This is a genomic window from Bradyrhizobium sp. B117, assembly GCF_038969555.1.
GTDB lineage: Bacteria > Pseudomonadota > Alphaproteobacteria > Rhizobiales > Xanthobacteraceae > Bradyrhizobium.
The window spans coordinates 9,985,825-10,005,861 of record NZ_CP152414.1 but is presented as its reverse complement, the minus strand read 5'-3'; the positions used below and the strand labels follow the sequence as shown (position 1 = coordinate 10,005,861).

At 57.9% G+C, this 20,037-nt stretch carries 14 protein-coding genes; 10 read left to right on the top strand and 4 right to left on the bottom strand.

The window, feature by feature from the left end; genetic code table 11:
• The first annotated feature begins 103 nt into the window (after positions 1 to 103).
• From AAFG16_RS47395 to AAFG16_RS47370, 6 genes are all read left to right on the top strand, one after another.
• Positions 104 to 928: an MBL fold metallo-hydrolase gene (locus AAFG16_RS47395; RefSeq protein ID WP_342736300.1), complete on the top strand. Its 825-nt coding sequence runs from the start codon at positions 104 to 106 to the stop codon at positions 926 to 928.
• 397 nt (positions 929 to 1,325) lie between these two features.
• A complete protein-coding gene (locus AAFG16_RS47390; RefSeq protein ID WP_342736299.1) occupies positions 1,326 to 2,303 on the top strand; it encodes a tripartite tricarboxylate transporter substrate binding protein in 978 nt (325 codons plus the stop codon).
• A 586-nt stretch (positions 2,304 to 2,889) separates the two neighbouring features.
• Positions 2,890 to 6,087, top strand: coding sequence for an adenylate/guanylate cyclase domain-containing protein (locus AAFG16_RS47385; RefSeq protein ID WP_342736298.1), 3,198 nt, complete (start codon positions 2,890 to 2,892; stop codon positions 6,085 to 6,087).
• A gap of 89 nt (positions 6,088 to 6,176) precedes the next feature.
• Positions 6,177 to 9,407, top strand: coding sequence for a condensation domain-containing protein (locus AAFG16_RS47380; RefSeq protein WP_342736297.1), 3,231 nt, complete (start codon positions 6,177 to 6,179; stop codon positions 9,405 to 9,407).
• Positions 9,408 to 9,468: 61 nt separating this feature from the next.
• A complete protein-coding gene (locus AAFG16_RS47375) occupies positions 9,469 to 9,693 on the top strand; it encodes a hypothetical protein (protein WP_342736296.1) in 225 nt (74 codons plus the stop codon).
• 112 nt (positions 9,694 to 9,805) lie between these two features.
• Entirely contained in the window at positions 9,806 to 10,495 is a 690-nt protein-coding gene (locus AAFG16_RS47370; protein ID WP_342736295.1) for a hypothetical protein, read from the top strand.
• Positions 10,496 to 11,139: 644 nt separating this feature from the next.
• Here the strand turns inward: AAFG16_RS47370 and AAFG16_RS47365 are convergent.
• A complete protein-coding gene (locus AAFG16_RS47365) occupies positions 11,140 to 13,794 on the bottom strand; it encodes a lanthionine synthetase LanC family protein (RefSeq protein WP_342736294.1) in 2,655 nt (884 codons plus the stop codon).
• Positions 13,795 to 14,572: 778 nt separating this feature from the next.
• Between AAFG16_RS47365 and AAFG16_RS47360 the strand changes: the two genes are divergently transcribed.
• Together AAFG16_RS47360 and AAFG16_RS47355 are read left to right on the top strand one after the other, a co-directional pair.
• Positions 14,573 to 14,986, top strand: coding sequence for a hypothetical protein (locus AAFG16_RS47360; RefSeq protein WP_342736293.1), 414 nt, complete (start codon positions 14,573 to 14,575; stop codon positions 14,984 to 14,986).
• 39 nt (positions 14,987 to 15,025) lie between these two features.
• On the top strand, positions 15,026 to 16,375 hold the full coding sequence (locus tag AAFG16_RS47355) for an FAD-dependent oxidoreductase (protein WP_342736292.1): 1,350 nt from the start codon (positions 15,026 to 15,028) through the stop codon (positions 16,373 to 16,375).
• Between the two features lie 728 nt (positions 16,376 to 17,103).
• Here AAFG16_RS47355 and AAFG16_RS47350 read toward each other — a convergent pair.
• Positions 17,104 to 17,529 (bottom strand): hypothetical protein, encoded by a 426-nt coding sequence (locus tag AAFG16_RS47350; RefSeq protein ID WP_342736291.1) that lies wholly within the window; start codon positions 17,527 to 17,529, stop codon positions 17,104 to 17,106.
• Positions 17,530 to 17,744: 215 nt separating this feature from the next.
• Between AAFG16_RS47350 and AAFG16_RS47345 the strand changes: the two genes are divergently transcribed.
• The gene (locus AAFG16_RS47345; RefSeq protein WP_342736290.1) at positions 17,745 to 18,083 is read left to right on the top strand and encodes a hypothetical protein; all 339 of its coding nucleotides are present in this window, start codon (positions 17,745 to 17,747) and stop codon (positions 18,081 to 18,083) included.
• Positions 18,084 to 18,251: 168 nt separating this feature from the next.
• Here the strand turns inward: AAFG16_RS47345 and AAFG16_RS47340 are convergent, their stop codons facing one another.
• Entirely contained in the window at positions 18,252 to 18,848 is a 597-nt protein-coding gene (locus AAFG16_RS47340; RefSeq protein ID WP_342736288.1) for a hypothetical protein, read from the bottom strand.
• A gap of 301 nt (positions 18,849 to 19,149) precedes the next feature.
• Here AAFG16_RS47340 and AAFG16_RS47335 point away from each other — a divergent pair, with 301 nt between their 5' ends.
• Positions 19,150 to 19,389: a helix-turn-helix transcriptional regulator gene (locus tag AAFG16_RS47335; protein ID WP_342736286.1), complete on the top strand. Its 240-nt coding sequence runs from the start codon at positions 19,150 to 19,152 to the stop codon at positions 19,387 to 19,389.
• Between the two features lie 8 nt (positions 19,390 to 19,397).
• Here the strand turns inward: AAFG16_RS47335 and AAFG16_RS47330 are convergent, their stop codons facing one another.
• On the bottom strand, positions 19,398 to 19,805 hold the full coding sequence (locus AAFG16_RS47330; protein WP_342736284.1) for a hypothetical protein: 408 nt from the start codon (positions 19,803 to 19,805) through the stop codon (positions 19,398 to 19,400).
• Between the last annotated feature and the right edge of the window lie 232 nt (positions 19,806 to 20,037).

Sequence of the window (20,037 nt, the reverse complement as noted above, 5' to 3'; positions counted from 1 at the left end):
TACGAAGGGGATGTAAATCAGGGCCTGAACCCAGTATGATGGCATCGCGACTGTTGGCCAAGCGAAGCTGCCCGCATTGAAGCGGCGGCCGAAAGGGGGGGCCATGCCTGCATTCATCTGCACCGCCTGCGGCACACAGTATCCGCCGAGTGACGCTACACCGGCTCAGTGTCCCGTTTGCGAAGACGAGCGCCAGTACATCCCGCCCGAGGGGCAGTCGTGGACAACGCTAGAACGGCTCAGGATTTCGCACCACAACGGATTCCGACAATACGAACCAGGCCTCATCGGCATCGGCACACAGCCAAAGTTCGGCATCGGACAACGCGCATTGCTCCTGTGCACGCCCGAGGGGAACATTCTGTGGGATTGCATTTCGCTAGTCGACGATGCCACGGTCACCCTAATCAAGGGGCTTGGCGGGCTGCACACCATAGCGATTTCGCATCCGCACTTCTACACGACGCTAGTCGAGTGGAGCCGTGCGTTTGGGGATGTACCCGTCCATCTCCACGCCAACGATGCAAAGTGGGTGAGGCGGCCGGACCCCTGCATCAAGTTCTGGCAGGGGGAGAGATTCGAACTGCTCAAAGGTGTTACGCTGATCCATGGAGGCGGACACTTTCCCGGTGGATCGATGCTGCATTGGGCAGCGGGAGCTGAGGGTAAAGGCGTCGTGTGCTCAGCAGACATAGCCATCGTGAACTTGGACCGGAAGTCCTTCGCATTCATGCGCAGCATTCCCAACCATATCCCCCTTTCCGAAAAGGCCGTCCGTGCCATCGGCGCCGCACTGATGCCCCTTGCCTTCGACCGAGTCTACAGCCACCACTTCGAGCGGGTGATGCATTCCGGAGCGAAGCAGATCTTACAGAGTTCGGTGGAGCGCTACGTTGCCGCCATCGGTGGGGCTTATGACAGAGTTTGAGGTTACGGCGGAAAGTATAAGAACAGCGGTGGCGTTGACCAAGGCGACTCCCGCGTCCAGTCACCTGCTCCGATTGCTGCCCCGCCGTACCGCTTCGGGGATGGCTTCCGCGTCAGGAAGTCGTTCATCTGTCCCAACAACCGCCCAAACATCAACCGGGCCTCGTGGAAAGCTTCTGCGGCTGAGATCTTGTGCTCCTACGCAGGCTTCCATGTCCATCAGACACGTCGACATATTCGCAAGCCCTCCTTCTTCCTGGTCCGCGACGCCACGGTAACTAAGCGCAGAAGGTCCGATATGCCGGCGGGCATCGGTAAGCATTAGCCAGTCGTCTTCTACCTGCCGGCATTAGGGTATAAGCTGCTTCATGCTGTCCACAAGGCGGTCACCAGAGCACATGAATCTTCAACGCCGTCGATTTTTGCGTCTGGCAGCAAATGCTACGACCTTTTTGGTCGTCGCGCATATCGCATTGGCGCAAGCCTATCCGACGCGACCCGTGCGCTTGATCGTCGGCTTTGCAGCCGGCGGCACGACCGACATCGTCGCACGCCTGATAGGACAGTGGCTGTCAGAACGTCTCGGCCAGCAATTCGTCATCGAGAATCGCCCCGGTGCAAGCACCAATATAGCGACGGAAGCGGTCGCGCGCGCGCCCCCCGACGGCTATACGCTCCTCACGATCGGTTCGACGAACGCGATTAACGCCACGTTCCGCGACACGCTCAGCTTCAATTTGAACCGCGATTTCGTGATGGTGGCGGGCCTCAGCCGCTCACCGCTTGTCCTGGCAGTAAATCCAGCGGTTCCAGTCAATACCGTTCCTGAGTTCATTGCCTATGCGAAGGCCAACCCAGGGAAGATCAGCATGGCGTCGTTTGGCGCCGGTTCGATCTCTCATATGGCCGGGGAGATGTTCAGGATGATGGCCGGCATCGACATGATCCAGGTACCATACAACGGATCGGCGCCTATGCTCATCGATCTGCTCGGGGGGCGGGTGGAGGCAGCTTTCGACAACTTGCCTGCGTCGGTGGGGCACATCCGGACAGGTAAACTTAGAGCGCTGGCGATAACCACCGCGATGCGCTCGGACGCCTTGCCGAACGTTCCAACACTGAGCGATTTTTTGCAAGGCTATGAAGTGAGCGCGTTTATTGGTGTTGGCGCGCCTAAAAACACGCCCACCGATATCATCATCAAGCTCAACAAGGAGATTAATTTAGGCCTCGCTCACCCCAACATAAAGGCGCGGTTTGCTGAACTCGGGGCCGAGCCCCTTGTGCTTTCACCCGCCGAGTTCACCAAGCTCGTGGCTGACGAAACCGAGAAATGGGCCAAGGTCATTCGGGCGGCCAGAATTAAGAGAGAGTAAGTACTGATCCGCCGAAAGGCGGTTGCGCCCACGGCGTGACAAAGGCATCCGATCGGCCGCTTACGATTTTCTGGAAGAAGCAGCCATCCAAAAGATCCCGCTGGACACTGCTCCAGCACAACGCCTCTCCATGCGACGTCCGATCCGGAGCAGTTTGAGCGCAGGGCCTACGTGGTCAGTGCCATCGACCGAGGCCGTCGATGGCTCGATGACGTTGTCTCAGGCCGAGTGACCATGGTCGCAGAACTTCGCGTGCGCGAGAAAAGCGGCGTTCGGCAATTGTAAGACATTTTTTTAGCTAGGAGCAAAGGCCATGACAGACCGCGACGTCGCTTTCCCGGTCAACCATCGCGAGAAATGCGGAATATGACTTGTTGCCGATGGTCCCCGACGTTACGCTTACAGAGCACCCCGCTCGCGCTCTTTCTCCGGAGTGTGTGCAATGAAGTGTCCAAACTGCGACCACGAGAACACCGCTGACGCAAAGTTCTGCGAGCAGTGTGGTACGCCTTTGGCGCGCTGTGATCAGTGTGGAAGCCACGTGTCGTCCACGGCCAAATTCTGCCACCAATGTGGCCGTCCCCTAATGGCTGTTGCGGACGATCCTCGCTTTGCATCGCCCAAAAGTTATACGCCCTCGCACCTCGCCGATAAGATCCTTACCGCAAGGGTAGCCCTTGAGGGTGAGCGGAAACAGATCACGGTTTTGTTTGCCGATATCAAGGGTTCGATGGATTTGTTTGCGGATCGTGATCCCGAGGTCGCGCAAGAGCTTCTCGATCCAATTCTCGAACGCATGATTGAAGCAGTCCACCACTACGAGGGCACCGTGAACAGGGTTATGGGCGACGGAATTATGGCCCTGTTCGGCGCGCCGATTGCCCACGAGGATCATGCCGTGCGCGCTTGCTATGCGGCGCTCAGGATGCAAGAGGCGATTGGGCGATACGCAGACGAGGTTCAGCGCTCTCGGGGAGTAGCGTTGGCGGTCCGTGTCGGACTCAACTCAGGGGAGATCATCGTCTGTGCCATCGGCAACGATCTGCACATGGACTACACCGTTATAGGCCAGACAGCGAATCTGGCGGCTCGGATGGAACAGATGGCAAAGCCTGGGTCCGTGCTTACGACGGCCGACACTTTCCAATTGGTGGAAGGCTACATCGCCGTGGAGCCCCTCGGCCCCGTGCCGGTAAAAGGCGTCCCCTATCTCGTACAGCTCTACGAAGTGACGGGCGCCGGCGCGGCACGAACTCGCCTCGAAGCTTCCGCCGAACGTGGCTTGACTCGCTTCGTCGGTCGCGACGTGGAGATGGATCAGCTCCATTACGTTCAGCAGATTGCTCGCCACGGTCATGTTCAGGTGGTGGCTATCGTCGGCGAGGCGGGGGTGGGCAAGTCGCGCCTGGTCGACGAGTTCATTCATTCGGAGCACGCCGCGGATTGGCTGGTTCTGCAATCCAACCCCGCTTCGTATGGTCGCGCAACGCCCTACCTGCCGGTCATCGAAGTGCTCCGGCATTATTTCAAGATCAATGTCGATGAGGAGACGCGATTCATCTGCGAGAAAGTCACGCGCAAAATTTTGACGCTCGATTCCTCGTTTCAGGAGGGAATTCCGCCGGTGTTGGATCTCCTTGATGCGTTGGATAAGGAGCATCCGTTCCGGTTACTCGATCCGCTCCAGCATCGGCAGTACACGTATCAGGCGGTCAGCCGCCTGCTGTCGAGTGAGAGTCGCGTCCAGCCAGTTGTGGCTGTGTTTGAGGATCTTCACTCGAGTGATTCCCTTACTCTCGGTCTACTGAACGAGCTCGTCGTCGGAGTACAAAATGCTCGCTTGCTCCTAGTAGTCACTTACCGCCCCGAGCATAGGGACGAATGGCGTAACCGGCCGAATTACCGCCAGCTACGTCTTGATCCCCTTGCGAGTGATAGCCTTGCGGAATTCCTTCTAGCCCTGTTGGGCTCCGACCCAAGTCTGCCGGACGTGAAGAGTTTCCTGGTGGACCGCTCCAATGGGAACCCATTCTTCGTCGAAGAGATCGTGCGAGCGCTGATCGATAGGGGTTTGCTTGAGGGCACGCGCGGCCGGTACCGACTCGCGAGGTCATTTTCAAGCGTGGACATTCCGCCCACAGTGCAGGCGGTGCTCGCCGCGCGCATCGACGCGCTGCCCGCCGCCGAGAAGCGCCTGCTGCAGGAGGCGGCAGTAATTGGACACGACGCGACGTTTAACCTATTGCACGCAATTTGCGGGCAGACAGAGGGCGAGCTTCGTGGTCTGCTCGACAATCTACAGACTGCTGATTTTCTTTACACGACAAGGCTTTTTCCTGAGCTGCAGTACACCTTCAAGCACTCCCTCACCCACGATGTGGCCTACAGCGGGATGCTCCGCGAACGCCGGCGCGAGATCCACACGCGTGTTGTGGATGCCATGGAAAAGCTTTACGCCGACCGCGTGGGCGAGCAGGCCGAGCGGCTAGCCTATCACGCCGTCCGGGGCGAGCTGCGAGAGAAGGCAATGCAGTATCTCAGGCAGGCCGGAAAGAAGGCGGCCGGACGGTTGGCGCTCTCGGAAGCTCGGGCTTACTTTGAGCAGGCGCTGGATATCCTCAAGTCACTGCGGGAGGACGAGGCAGCGCCGGAGGACGCCTTCGAGATCCGCCTTGAATTGCGGCCCGTGCTGCGCCAACTCGGCGAAGCCCGGCAGATGCTTGAGCACCTCCGCGAGGCCGAGGCCATCGCCGAGCGGTTGAAAGACGATCTTCGCCGTGGTCGGGTTTGCGCTTTCATGACGACGGTCCTGTCAACGCACGGCGAGCTGGAAGAGGCACTTCTGACCGGCACTCGCGCCCTGGAGATCGCCCGGCGCGTCGGCGACTTGAGGCTTCGCATCCTCAGCACGAGCTATCTCGAGCAGGCGCACTACTATCGGGGCGAGTATGAGCACGTGGTCGAATTCGCCACCGATAACCTCGCGGCACTGCCCGCGGACTGGGTCCATGAGTATTTCGGCATGGCGGTGCCGGCGTCGATTTTCGGTCGCGCCTGGCTGATTATGAGCCTCGCCGAGCTCGGTCGATTCGGCGAGGCGGCCAAGTACGAGGAGGAGGCTATCCAACTCGCCGAACCGACCCAGCACGCGCACACCGTCGGTTGGGCTCGCCTGGCCGCAAGCATGCTCCACCTTTACAAGGGCGACTGGGCAGCGGCGCGTTTACTGGTCGAACGCTGGCTGACCTCACCTGGGCCTTTAGATGTGGCCGTCCTTCTTCCCTGGGCGGTCGCCTCCTCTGCCTGGGCGCTCGCGGAGGTCGGCGAGACCAGCGAGGCGTTGCGCCGGGTACGAGAGGCTGAGCAGCTCCTTGAGCGCCAAGCGGCGCGGGGAATCGTCGGTCACCACGGCTGGGCCTACCATGCGGTGAGTCGCGCCTGCCTGCTGCTCGGACAATTCGACGACGCGCGCCGCCTCGGGCGTCGCTCCGTTGAATTGTCTCAGCGTCAACCTGGCTTTGAGGCGCATGCGCTGCACCTGCTCGGCGACATCATGACCCATCCCAACCGGTTCGATGCCAAAATCGGGGCAGCGCACTACCGACAGGCGATGGCACACGCCCAACTGCACGGCATGCGTCCGCTCGTCGCCCACTGTCATCTCGGCTTGGCGAAGCTCTTCGAGCGCACTGGCGAGCTGGAGCAGTCGCGGGAGAATCTAACCGCCGCGACGACAATGTACCGCGAGATGGAAATGGATTTCTGGCTCGAACAGGCTCTCTGATGAATCCCGAGGCTTGGGCGTAATTCCAAAACAGGCTCTCAGATGATTTCCAAAGCTTGGGCGTAATTCCAAAAAATGGATTCAGAAACATGCCGGCCGAACGTCGCGTTGTCCCAAGGCTCTCCCTTCCGTTTTCGTGCCTGCCCCACCTGCTGGAACATCACGCCAATCGTATTCCGGACGCGCCGGCAATTCTCGCTCAGGAGCGCGCTCCGTTGACCTACGGTCGTCTCTATCAGCATATCGACACCATGGGGCGCGCTCTGCGGGCCATGGGGATAGGTCGTCATGACCGGATTGCCGTTGTGCTGCCGAATGGTCCAGAGTTGGCGGTAGCGATTCTCACCGTGGCGGCGTGCGCGTCGTGCGCGCCGTTGAACCCGGCTTTCGGGATCGAGGAACTGGAGAGATATTTCGCCGATTTGCAGCTTCGTGCGGTGATTACGCAGGCTGGTATCGACTCGCCCGCGCGTCGTGTGGCACTCTCTCGCGGCGTCCTTGTCATCGAGTTGTCGACCGCGTTCCATGCACAGGCTGGTCTCTTCACGCTCACGGGAGAGCGAGGAGATGCGCGGTCCGACGAGCCGGTCAGCGCGACCGATACGGCTCTGCTGCTGTCCACGTCAGGCACAACGTCGCGGCCCAAGATTGTCCCGCAGAGGCATGCCAACATCTGTACGTCCGCTTACGCACATGTCGCCGCACTCGCGTTGAAAGAAACCGATCGATGCTTGAATGTCCTACCCTTGTTTCATGGGCATGGTCTCCATGCCACTTTGGTGGCCTCGCTCGCGGCGGGCGGGAGTGTCGTATGTACCCCCGGATTTGATGTCAATCGCTTCTCTGGGTGGCTAACTGCGTTTCAACCGACGTGGTACTCCGGAGTGCCGACCATACACCAAGCAATTCTCGCGCAGGCTCGGCGGAGTCGCGAGCGCCTGGCAGAGAGTCAACTACGGTTCGTCCGCTCCTCGTCAGCTTCTCTGCCGGCCCGCGTCTTCGCGGAACTTGAGCAAACTTTCGAGAGCCCGGTGATCGAATGGTACGGCATGACCGAAGTCACTTCCTCGCCCATCGCCTGCAATCCGCTGCCGCCGGGTCAGCGCAAGGCTGGTTCGGTCGGGCCACCAGCGGTTCTCGACGTCGCGATCATGGACGAACGAGGGGATTTGATGACCGGCGGCCAGACCGGCCAGGTCGTCGTTCGGGGCGCAAGCGTCACGGCGGGCTACGATGGCAACCCGAGCGCGACCAAAGCAGCGTTTGCCGGCGATTGGTTCAAGACAGGAGATCTCGGTTACTTCGATGACGACGGATACCTGTTTCTCGTGGGCCGTGTACGCGAGATGATCAATCGCGGTGGGGAGAAGGTTGCCCCACAGGAAATCGATGAAGTGCTTCTCGATCATCCAGCAGTGGCCGAGGCCGTAACCTTTGCAATTCCGCACGCCACGCTGGGTGAGGACGTTGCATCGGCAATCGTGTTGCGGCCCAAAGCGGCGGCAACGCCTGGAGAAATTCGTCATTACGCAATCGGGCGCCTCGCCGACTTCAAGGTCCCGCGCCAGATACTCATCGTTAGGGAAATCCCAAAAGGGCCGACAGGCAAAGTGCAGCGAATCGGCTTGGCGGCTAAACTAGGTGTCGAGACAAACACTACCCTGCCGCGGACCTTTGTCGCGCCACGGACAGTGCTCGAGAAAATGCTAGCCAAGCATTGGGCAGAGATTCTGCAGGTCGAGCAGATCGGTATTCACGATGATTTCTTCGCTTCGGGCGGAGACTCTCTCTTGGCCACTGACGTTCTCGCTCATGTTTACCATATTACCCAGGTAGGGCTCGACGTTGCGCGGTTTGTAGAGGGGCCGACTGTTGCGGAGGTAGCGCACCATCTGGAACGCATGGTTCACGCCGGCCAAGCGTCCCAGCCTTCCTCAACCATTGTCCGCGTGCCCGGAGAAAATGGAATAGCGGCAGCTTCCATCGCTCAAGAACGGTTATGGAAGCTACAGCACGCGCTGCCTGACATACCCTTTTTCAACATCCTCTATCCGCTCCGACTGATCTCGCCGTGCGACGTAGCGGTCCTGGCGCGGAGCATCAACGAAATCGTACGACGTCACGAAATTCTGCGCACAACCCTCGCACATATTAACGGTCGATACGTGCAGGTCATTGCGCCGCAGTTGGCCGTGCCGCTGGCAGTCGACGATCTGCGTTCGCTGCCGCGTAAGAAGAAGAAAACTATCGGACACCAACTTATTCAAGAAGAGGTGCGTCATTGCTTCGACCTCGCGAAAGGCCCGCTCATCCGAGTTCGGCTAGTGAAGCTGGCAAAGCATGAGCACCTCTTGCTCATCTCCATGCACCAGGCCGTCTGCGATGGCTGGTCGCTCGGAGTGTTCGTCGAGGAACTCGTCGCCTTATATGACGCGTTCTCAGGCCAGGATGAATCGCCTCTGGCGCCGCTCTCGATCCAGTACGCGGACTTTGCGCACTGGCAGCGACACTGGCAGTTGCATTCCGAGATCATTTTGCAGCTGGAATATTGGAAAGAGCAGCTGCGAGAGCCGCCGCCTGTGGTGCGACTTGCGACCTCCAGTCCGAGGCGGACAGTCGATGATCTCCTCACAGCACGGCGGCAGTGGATGTTGCCGGCAGTCCTGGCTGAAGCGGCCAAACGCTTCAGCCGTCAAGAAGGTGGCACGTTATTCATGGCGCTCGTCGCGGCTTTGAAGACGCTATTGCATCGCTACCTGGGTCAGGACGATATTTGGGTGGCCACGAATGTTGCCAATCGCAATCGTCCTGGGACAGAGGCCCTTATTGGTCCTCTGGTCAACACAGTAATTCTGCGCACGAACCTTGGTGGCGATCCTAATGCTCGGGAGGTGATGCGTCGGGCTCGTTCGACCACCCTTGCAGCCTTCGCCCACCAGGATCTTCCTTTCGAAGAGCTGGTTCAGACTCTCGAGCGCGAGCGTCGATTCGCGATGCCGGTTAACGCCATGATGATATTGCAGAACTCCGCGTTGCGCCCGACTGCAAACTCCGGTCACAAGCTCAGTTTCGAGGAGGCCAGCCCGAACATGCTTGTACCCCTGGTGACGATTACGTCTTTTGATGTTATTTTCATGCTGAGGGAGACCTCTCGCGGTTTGGCAGGGACTTGCGTTTACAAGCCGGACCGCTTCCAAGCTGCGACGATCGATCGCCTGCTTCGCGATTTCCAGGAGGTGCTCGAACGCATGACAACGCAGCCGGAGCAGCCAATCTCGGCCATCCGCGTTTCGCTGAATGAGCAAAGATCGGGTAATTAAGTACATCCTTCGCGTTTCTTCACGATCTGATCGCCATTAGGAGGCCAAGGAGGTAGTTGCTATGGGAAACACCGTGGGAACATTCAATGACGATGAAGTAAAACATCTCAGCGAAGAGGATCGTGAGAAGCTGAAGCAGCACACTGTGGAGCAGTTACAAACTAATCAGGAGATCCGCGAATTAATGAAGACTAATCCGAAACTGTTCACTGGCATTCAAGAGGTTCGAGACATACTGAAAAAGCAGTTGGCTCCTGTGCTGCAGGGAATGCCGCCGAAGAGCTAATCTTCCGGGCAGCGCAGCCGCCGTGAGATTCGAGTTGACGGTCAGCGCGGTCTGCTCCCGCAGACCGCGCGGCAATACTTCGCTTCAGAAATCAACAGCGATGGAGATGAAAATGCAAATGATCATCGCCATTCTTTTTTTTGTTTCGCTGATGTTAGTCGACGAAGCGAGCGCGCAGAGCACTTACTCTGTGAGCGTCAGTCGCCACGCTGCCGTTCCTGCACTGAGCGAGGCGCATGTCCGGAAAATCCTGGAAGACGCCTCGAAGATGCTGCAGAAAAATTCCGTAAGCAACGGCGACACCGACGTTGCATGTGATGTGACCTTCACCTTGGTAGGTCCAGTTCGCACCTTCGGATCAGCTGATACACCTCCAAACATCGTGGACGAGCAGCATCGAGACGCGGTACATAAGGTGGACTCTGATGTCATTGGTGTCGACTTCCACATTGAGGTTGTCGACGAAATAAGGTTCTGCAGGCCAAACCTGGATGGGCCATTCAACGGATGTGCATTTCCACCTGATTTTCGTTCGATAATCGTCGTTCACCCCGGCAAACATCCCGATGCGCCGCCCTTAGAGTTCCCGGATCATCTACTGTGGGCTCACGAGTTTGGACACCTGACGGGCTTGGGACATCGACATTCGAAGTGCGCGCTCATGACGTCGTGTTCTGTTGCCGACCTTGCATCCGTTACTCGCGTACGGGTCAATAATGAGGAATGCCGTTGCTTGCGTGGAGGGCTGGGATTTTGTCCGCTGCCAGCCGCGGTCAATTGCCAGCCAGCCGATTGCCAGTAAGCCGCGCTGAGGGGCACGCACCGCGACGAAATCGGACGGGCTCTGAACTCTACCGATGCAGGCGATCTTCATCGCCTGAGACTTGTCAGCTTATAGGGAAGAAGCAGGACTCAGGCTTGCGCAGTGACGTGGACAGCCGCCAAACTCCCGCAAATACACCTGACGAATACTGGACGGCCGAACCATTGGCTCCGAGTTGCACTTCTTGATTGCGACCCTAACGCTGCGGAGGTTGAGCTCCCTAAAGCGTTCAGAGCCTCCGCCTGGCCGGTGGTCGCTGGCCCACGCAACCGCCGCTCGCTTAAAAGGTAAACCAGCGTTTACGTTTGACGGAATCACTAGGTACCTGGGCCCAACTGCAGTGGACTGACGTGCCCAAGGCTTGCGCTAAAAACTCTCGACCTGTGCGAATTCTAAAATTGTATTACTTAAAGAAGCAGTTGGTGTAGATCGGCGCTTGGATTGAACCCGACCGCCTCCAAATATCCGAAGCCGGGACACAGCGGGGATGGCCCATCCGGCTGCGCCTGCCATTGACGCTCATGAGGCGGCGCTATGGTCCTTCGCCGCCCCTGAACGTCTGGGGTTTGCCGTGCGTCCTAAGTGGATCCTGGTCGTACTCTGATTGGTGCAGCAGGCGGAATTCATTTCGATTGGACGAGGCGAGAAGCGGTAATCGAGATGTGGTGCAAACGCCGCGGATCCGCGAGCCTGAGGAAGCACTCTCCGATCCCTGCCTGTCCAACCATGAAGTCGGACGTAATCAAATCGGGCGACTCAGACTGCCAAGTGAAAGTGCCAGCTCTCTCGACTCCGTAACGTGCGAGGAGAGTCCCGAGCTCGAACGCTGCATCGAGGAGTTCCACCCGCCCGGTAGCTGCGCGCAGATCGAGGAGGAGCTCGATGGATCCCGCAAGCCCATGGCATTGAGTCGTACCGGCCCGCCGGGCGCCTTTTGCAACCGTTTCACCACATCGAATCGCTATGCCAAGGAACCCAAGGTCCGCGGTCGACTCGAACAGCTTAAGGAAAAACCGGCCTATACCAGCAGTTCCGTGGCACCAATAGAAGCCCGGCTCTCCTCCTTCGACGTCGGGCCAAGCGATGCCCGTTCGATCGTCGAGTACCTGGTGGGACATGCTACTGAGCTGGGCCGCCACTTCCATTGCGGTATCAATATAACAGAACTCCCCTGTGGACATGTATAGCTCGCAGAGGAAATACGCGATGCCTGCGGCACCATGTGCAAACCCAAGGTAGGTATTGCCGCTTAGCCCCTCGTAGCCAGGAGGTATCCGCCACCCCCAACTCGAGCGGCTAGAAATCAGAAATTTCCCCGCTTCAATCGCCCTCTCAAGGTAGCGATCATCCTCGAACAGGCGAGAGAGCAGCAGGTGGAATAGACCGGTCCCGGCCGCGCCGGTGAGCAGATCGGGATTCGAGAACCCCAGGCTCCAAACCAGATCGCTGGCACTGGCAGCCCAATCCAGGTACTCCTGCCTTCTCGTCACCTGATAAAGGCGACTGTAGTAGAGTCCGACGCCAGCTTCGCCGTAGTACAAGCCGGGCAAGGGTTTCGCGCGGCCAATACAAGGGCTCCCGGAGTGCAGCCATCTCGCGGCCTTTTCCGCGATACAAAGGTACTGCTCCTTCCGGGTCGTTTCGTGAAGATTCAGGAGGAACAGTGCAACCCCGGCGGTACCGACATAGAGATCCCGTGCAGCCGAACCGTAGCTGGTGTCATGGCGGCAAACCCAGTGCGCGCCATACAGGGACTCGTTGACGTCCATCAAGATCGTTTGACCGACGCTCTCGGCCAGTGTCAGCGCAGAAGCCATATCCAGGTCCGACGCGGTCGGGCGTTTGCGCTTGGACCCGCAGCTCGAGGCCGACTTGAGTGTGGAGACGATCACGTCAAGGCTCGGCCGATGCGAACGATCAGAATGGAGACAATCCATGAGAACGAACTTCAGCGCGTCCGGCAACTGTGATCCGAATTCCTCCAGAATGAGGTTGTGGTCCCATCGCCCAGAAACCAGCGAAAGGTCCATGGCTGCAGCCGCACTCACGATTGTGGCCCCGAAAGAGTAGATATCGTCTTCCGCCGTCGCCGCCGACATCCCTGCAAGTTGACTTGGGGGTGCATATCCCCGGGTACCAAACCCGGCGTAAAGGGGTTCATTGAAATGGTGCGCGAGTTCAAAATCGACGAGATGGAGGCCACCCCGGGCGTCGATGATGATATTCGACGGCTTGAGGTCGCCAAATACGATGCGGAGACCATGAAGGGTCCGCAGGATGCCGCAAAGATCCAAGGCCCATTTTCGAAGGGTATCAAGTTGAACGACCAGGCCCTTGCTGGCGAGCTCGCCGATGACTGATTGAATCGTCGTGCCTTCAATGAATTCGTAAACGAGGAACGAACGGTGCTTCTCTGCCCAGGAATCCACAAGCGTGGGAAATACGTGGTGTTGCTGCAGTTCGGCAAGAATCGCGGCTTCAGCAAGCAGCCGCTGGAAAGCGTCGATTCCGTCGCGGTCTACCGCGATACCTCGATGCGCCTCCTTTATCAGAACCAGCCGCGCCGTATCCGAATGCAAGTCAATGCCTACCGAATGAATTCCCTTGCCGCTAACCCCCAGCTGATCGACCCGCAGGTACCGATCTCGAAGCACTGTCTCGATGACCCTGCTCCAAGTCTTGATCCCGGCCCTCGCAAAGGGATCATGCGATTCGCTGACGGCCGCGAACCTGTCATCCGGTGCCAATTTTCCTGTGCCATCGCGAATCGCACCTACAATTCGGCCTGTATCTAGTTGCATCTCCGACCGATCGAAAGCGCCGAAGCGGTAATGAACGAGACTGTCGATTCCGAGCGAGGTCTCGCACGGTATGTGGGGACCGGGAATATCCTTGGTGGCTTCGTGCAATGAGAGACCGAGCGAGACGGCGTGCTCGTCGCTGTCGGGATAAACAGTGATAAATTTACCGACCTGAGTCAGGCCTCCGCGCCCGTTGAGGAGGCTTTGCAGGTCGGAAATCGTAGCCGTGACTTTGAAGCTCGCGCTGTGAGCGAGTAGGACCGGCAGGACCCGGCGCAGAACCGATTCGGCGCTATTGGGGGTCGCGGTGATGTGCAGTTTGATCCCCTGCGCAGGTAGTTTCTTAGGGCTGAATCGTACGTTCGTCCAACCGCAGTGGAGGGCATCCGAGTCCACGATCTCCCAAAGCCCCGGCTTGACGAAAAATGCCGCCAGCATCTCGCCAATCAGCTTATCATTCGTTGAAGCGTCTTGCATGGACCGTCGCGTCGCAGCGCAAGGAAGTGTGATACTAGCTCAAGCTCACATGCCGAACAATCTGGAGTAGGGATCGCTTGGCTCAACCCTCAACGTCCCTCTGGCAGCGAACTCGCTCGGGCACTTGTGAGGTTCCCATTGTAGTCGAGCACGAAACAGCAATGCGCGCTGATCCGGGCAACTTTCACCCGTACTGCTGACCTGTTTGTACCGGAATTCGGGGTGTAAATCAGCTGGCAGTAGGCAAGACACTCCATGGGGTGTGCCTGCCACACGAAAACCGATCGGTAAACACTATGTGACGCGTTGGCTGTCGCCGGCCCTTTCCAGTCCAGTTGCGTGATCTTGTTAACGCACGTCTTGGGGAGCACCCGCTAACGTCCGTGGTCGACCAATCAGGTACCGGGATGGAGACCATGCGGTTATGGTAACAAGCGCCGTTCGGTCCGGCACGACGGGTTGTGATCTCGCCCAGCTCCCCGTCTGCCCAGGAGACGCCGCTCCACCCTGGCGGAACTCGATGCCTTGAGCTGGCTTGCGTTTGCTGTAGCGGAATGTTGTGCCGTCGCCCTAACGCTTGTGCAACAGCACCGCGAGCGCCTTGCGACGGCCGTCGCGGCCCTCTTCAATTCCTCGGCGATGCAGATTCTTGTTGACCGCGTTAGGCAGATAGGTGCACGATCTACCTTGGCGTTCATAGGCACTCTCGTCCGCGCGTGACGCGAAAGCGCTTCTCTGCCCGGACAGCTGTTCGGATCCTTGGCGAAGGATATGAGACATGCCCAACCTGAAACGCAATTTGCCTGACGAATTCACATCGAACAACGAACTTGAAGCGACCGCTCGAGTCCTGGAGACGGTTCACCGGCAGATTGAAGATTACAAGGTTGCCCTCAGGAAGGTGCTGGAATTGAGAGCGAAGGTCCTCTCTGACGAGGAACTTTCCCAGAAATTGCGGGCATCCCCGGAAGTTCTTTTCGAATTTCTGAAGAGTAACGGCATAGTGGAGCACCTTTCGGCGGCGATGGCCGCGGAAGAGTTCAAGACAATGGATTTCCCGGGCGGCGGGCTAGGGCTTTGGACCTGGAGCTGCTGCTGTACAAAATGTTGCTTCACGTGTTGGTCGCAAACCTGCAAAGAAACAAATAAGTTCACTGGAGGTGGGCTCGGACCATCGTATGAGGCGCAGTAATACGTTGAGATAGCAAGTTTCATCGCCGAATGAGGGCGCATGGTTCGTCGGCGCATTCGCGCGAGCGAGGGGGAGCGGCGCGCCACGATTAAAGCATTCCGAAAAAGTCGCGAGGAAAGCTGCGGATTGTTCTGCCCCGTTGTTAGAAGCGGCAAGTGCCGTGTTGCGATCCTCGGGGCTGGACGCGCTGGAGTTGCCTTCTGTTCGGCTCTTCGAAAGTTGGTGCCCGCGGACCAGATCGAAATAGCGCTGGTCGACAGGAATGACCAGCACGAACTGACACCGATTCTCCATCTCGTTGCTGCCGGACTCGCGGACTTCGATGATGCGCGATCGCCGATAATCCCGCCGGCGGCCGACGCAATCCAGTTTGCTTGTGCAGGCGTCCGGATGATCCAGCTGATCGACAAGATGGTTCTGCTAGACTCTTCCTCCCTCAGCTACGACATCCTGATTATAGCTCTCGGTGCGACTACGAGTTACTTTCGTGTGAAGGGTGCGCGAGCAAACGCTCTTCCGCTCAGGTCCACGACGGATGCTGCAACGATTTGTACCCGAATGGCGCAGATCGTCGAAGACGACAAGCCGCACAGGATCATAATTGTCGGCGGTGGTGCAACCGGCGTCTCGCTTGCCGCGGCATTATGCGAGGCCACACGACTAAACCACTGTCAAGATCGCATCTCAATCGTCATCGTGGAAGCGAAGTCGAGACTGCTCTCGGATTGGCCAAGCGAGGTGTCTCGAGGTGCAACTGAAGTATTAGTGCGCAACGGAGTGACTTTGGCCCTGAATGCGCGCGTAGAGAAGGTAGCCAAGAGCACAATTCTCACGACGGACGGCCGGAGGATCGATTCAGCGCTGACGCTGTGGACGGCCGGAGTGATAGGCTCCGCGATCCGGACTATTCCCAAGATTAGTACGACATGCGACCGTAGACTGAAAGTCGACGGGTTTTGTAAGGTCGGTGGCTTCGCGAATGTTTTCGCAATCGGTGACATCGCCGCGATGGACGATATGGATGGGAATCCCTACCCGCAGCTCGGTCAGGTCGCGAATCAGCAGGCTGACTACCTAGCGCGACAAATCGCAAGATCGATAGCTGGGGATGCGACTCCACCCACAAGGTTCCAAGGGATTGTCGATGGCCGACTGTTATCGCTTGGGACAAATACATTCATCGGCCAGTTTCGGAATTACACCGTCCAGGGGACAATTGATTCGATAATTGCGAAGCTCGCAGCGCGATCCAATTCCGATCCGGCACTTCGTTCCGTCGTTGAGCGGTTGCAGAGCGAGGAACTGGATCGCAGCTTGCGCGAGCTCGCGGATCTGAAGACCGCTCTGTTTGGTGAGGTACGGAACCTGGCGCAAGGCAAAACGGTTTGAAGGCTCGCGCTTGTCCCTCACCATACCGCCCGGACAGCCCGCAACAAAGGGGGCGGAAGAGCGTGACCACCGCTAATCAGGCGCTTGAGTGCCCAGATTTTCACGCCGAGATGGGGCCAATCCAGGCGCTCGCGAATCAGTTCGACTTAAGGCATGGCTAACGGCCGACCACAGGGCCCACAATGCGAGCGATTCTGCGAATCACCGGGGCTGCTCTTTTGGCAATTGCCGCGCCTACTCTGCGAATGAGCTTGCCAAGAAAGTGAGCCGGTAACTCAACTGCCTTTGCCGCGTCGCTCCTATGCATCGCAGCCACTCCTCGAAAGGTAGGAGGCGCATCCAACCCTCGATACGTTTATCATGCCATTGCGCGAGTCGCGTGTGAACTAAATTACACTTATCCGCGGCACGATGTGCCGCTAACCGATCTTCCGACAAGTGGTTACGCACTTATCGTGGATGGCCATGCGAAGCGAGAGTTCAAGACCCAGGACTCCGCTTGGGGTGCCGAGAGCGCTGCCGCAAGTCGAGCAGGAATCACCCGAGCCGCTAGTACCGCACTTTCCACAGAGCTTCGTAATGGTTGCATCGCCAATCTGACTCATATGTCTCCCTCCAGAACGCTTAGCGTAGGTCGGTCTAGAGATTCTGGTAAAGCTTTCGACAGTGCTTCAGGTCGAGCCGGCCGACTTCCTCCAGCGTCCCATCCGTAAAGCGGCCAGGAAAACCTAATCAGCACGGGTCTTCTCCTGCGGCCGGCTGTGAAGCATCAAAATCAGCACGATCAAGCCGCCCGTGATGAGCTGCAGCACGGTCACGCTGACGGTGACCAGCAGGCTTCCCGTCCTTCTCCAATTGTACCAAGCGGACCAAGTTAGCCCTGCGAGACCGGCCAGTGCGGCGGCACAGAGCCGCGTCTCCTGCAAATCGCCAGCCGATCCCTGCGTGCGCACTGACCCGGTGACGACGGCCAGCAACACATCGACGAATTCCGACAGGAGATTCACGTAAGTGGAAGCAATGTCACATGTCCGTTTCTCGCCACGGGTGACGCCTCGGAAGCTCTGTTTTGTCTCATCTGTTCTGACGCTGACTTTAGGCACGCCCAACGACTGATCTTCATTGCGGTGCGCCCAGACGCGCGGCGCAAGCACTTACACGATATTGACGTCTCTAGAATGGCGCAGTTATTGGGAAGACCGTGATGATGCTTGCGAAGTTCCAAGCACGAACGAGGACGTAGAGGGGCACTGTGGGCAGAATAGACGGTAGACTTTTAATACTTCGCTCGGCTCGCCGACACCTAATCTGCGGGCTGGCGCTCGCTCCAGTGAGCTGCTTAACGAGCCCCGTGTTTGCGATGTCGCAGATGGAAGCAGAACAATACTTCGCCATCACGTCAGTCAGGGAAACCACGGTTTCAACTTGGTGCGGAAACGAATACGAACCTGTGCCCGACGGTCTATTGAAGGTGGCCGATCGGTTGGGCGTTGACTTTTCGAAAATTGAGGATGCGGTCGGAGCTGCCATGAAGCTTGTCTTCAATCGGGAATACGACAGAGCAGCGCTTATTCCCCACATCACGCGGGGAGTTACCAGCCTCTACTCCGACGAGGAATATAAAAAGTGGCACGGCCCCCAGAAGGCCGATCTCTGCCGCGGGTGGGGAAACACGCTCGTTGAACTGGGCGTCCTTCGAAAAAAGTGACTACGAATTACCCGGGAGGGAAGAAATTATTGGAGACTCACCCCCAACTAAGTATGAGGAGAAAGCTGCTATCGCTAAATCGAAGATCAAGTTTTTTCGAAGAATAGCGAAATTGAAGCTGATGGATATTGTCAGAGCACGCACTCGATGCGCTCTCACACAGGTGTCCTAACTGATCCCGTGTTCTTGCTCGTACCGTTTCGTGTTGCGACCACCGATCCACAGGTACAGCGCCACAATGACGAAGGCGGCGGATATCGTCTGAAGGACCGTCAGGCTGACAGACAGAATTGCCGATCCCGTCTTTCGCCAATTATAGAGATACGACCAAACAACACAGCCGCCGTAAAGAATCGCAGCTGCCACATAGAGGGTCGTGTCGGTTATCCGGTGCCCTCGACGTTCCGACTCAGCGGAAAACACAACCATGATCAGGCAGATTAGGAGTGCTAATACACCGCCAATGAGACCAACATAGGTCGAGGGAATGAACCAAAACCTGACGTCAAGCAGATGGATTGCCCTGATAGTGGTGAAGATCCAACAGAAGATCGCAAGCGAGACAATCAACACACCAATCGCGTTGACCCAATTGTAGCTCTGATAGCGAAATATCAGAACGGCAATTAGGCCCGCTACAGGGAGCGACAACAGCAACAGGCCCGATAGCAGGCTGTATCGTCCGACGTTGCTCGATACACGAACTCCGACAAGAGAATTTTGTGGAGGTTCATCTAATCCTAGTGGCTCCGTGTCATGTCGCATGTTCTCAGGCGTTGATCTATTCATGACAGCACGAGGGGGAGCGTGGCCCACGTGATCAAGTGGCTGGCCAGTAAGGCCGGCCCAAAAGCCGGAGCCGAACGTACCCTTCTGCTCTGAGGCGTCGCTAACGGACCTTTGTTGCGCATACCGCGAAGAGCCGCACGAACCACAAAATCGAGCCTCGGCCGGAAAGGCGACTCCACAACCCAGGCAAAACGTCTGTTCGGTGCCCATATTTCCCCCATCACAATTCGGCTTTAAAGCCGTGGGCCAATAAACCACAGCACGATTGGCTAGGTCCATGGACCTACGCCAGCTTTTTGCAACGAATCTTCGTCGGCTACGCCATAGCCGCGGTATCTCGCAGGAGCAGCTGGCTAATGACGCGGGTATCGACCGGGCTTATGTCAGCCGGGTCGAGCGAGCGGTTACCTATGTTGGTCTCGAAATAATCGGCAAGCTCTCTACGATTCTTGGCGTGGAGCCTGCCGAATTCTTCCAAAGACCATCCAAGCGATCCGTCAAGCGACAGTCCGATTGACCGAGCAGTTAGCTCCTGCCCGCCTTCTTGTCTTTGGCCGTCTTGAAGTTAGACCTGACGGCGTTTGCACAGGCGGCCAGTGCGTCATCCATTCCGCCAGCGACGGCGATTGTCTTGATCTGCTCCAACTGCTCGACTAAATCGTCCCACGCGGCATTCCCGGTGCCGACCGCTTTGAGGGTGCTCTTCCCCTTCTCCAGCTCCAGCGGCTGCTTTCCGTATCGAAGCTGGAAGAAGATCGCACCCGCTGCGTCGACCCAGAACTGCTCCCGCGAGATCCGCTTTCCCTCACGGAAGAGACCGATCTTCGTGATCTGCTGATCGATGCTGGACGTAAACTTATTGCGCCTTTGAAGGACCGGAGTGTTAGCGGTCGGCTTCTGTACGGAAACCAGAGAGATAGTCGCTCGTGCCATGATGGGCTCCTCGTTGTTGATGGAGCCGCCGTCTTATGAATTCGCCAACGGGGCAACGGCTATGCCGGTGCGAATTCCTCGATTTGTCCTAACTGTCTGGTATTGCGCGAATTTAGTGCCTGAGGCTTGCGGCAATTCGGATTACCGATTCGTGGCTCCGCTTGGGATGGGCAAAGAAGTTCAGGACGGAATGCGCATTGCAGATCTCTGCCCCACTCAGCAGTCAGCGCCA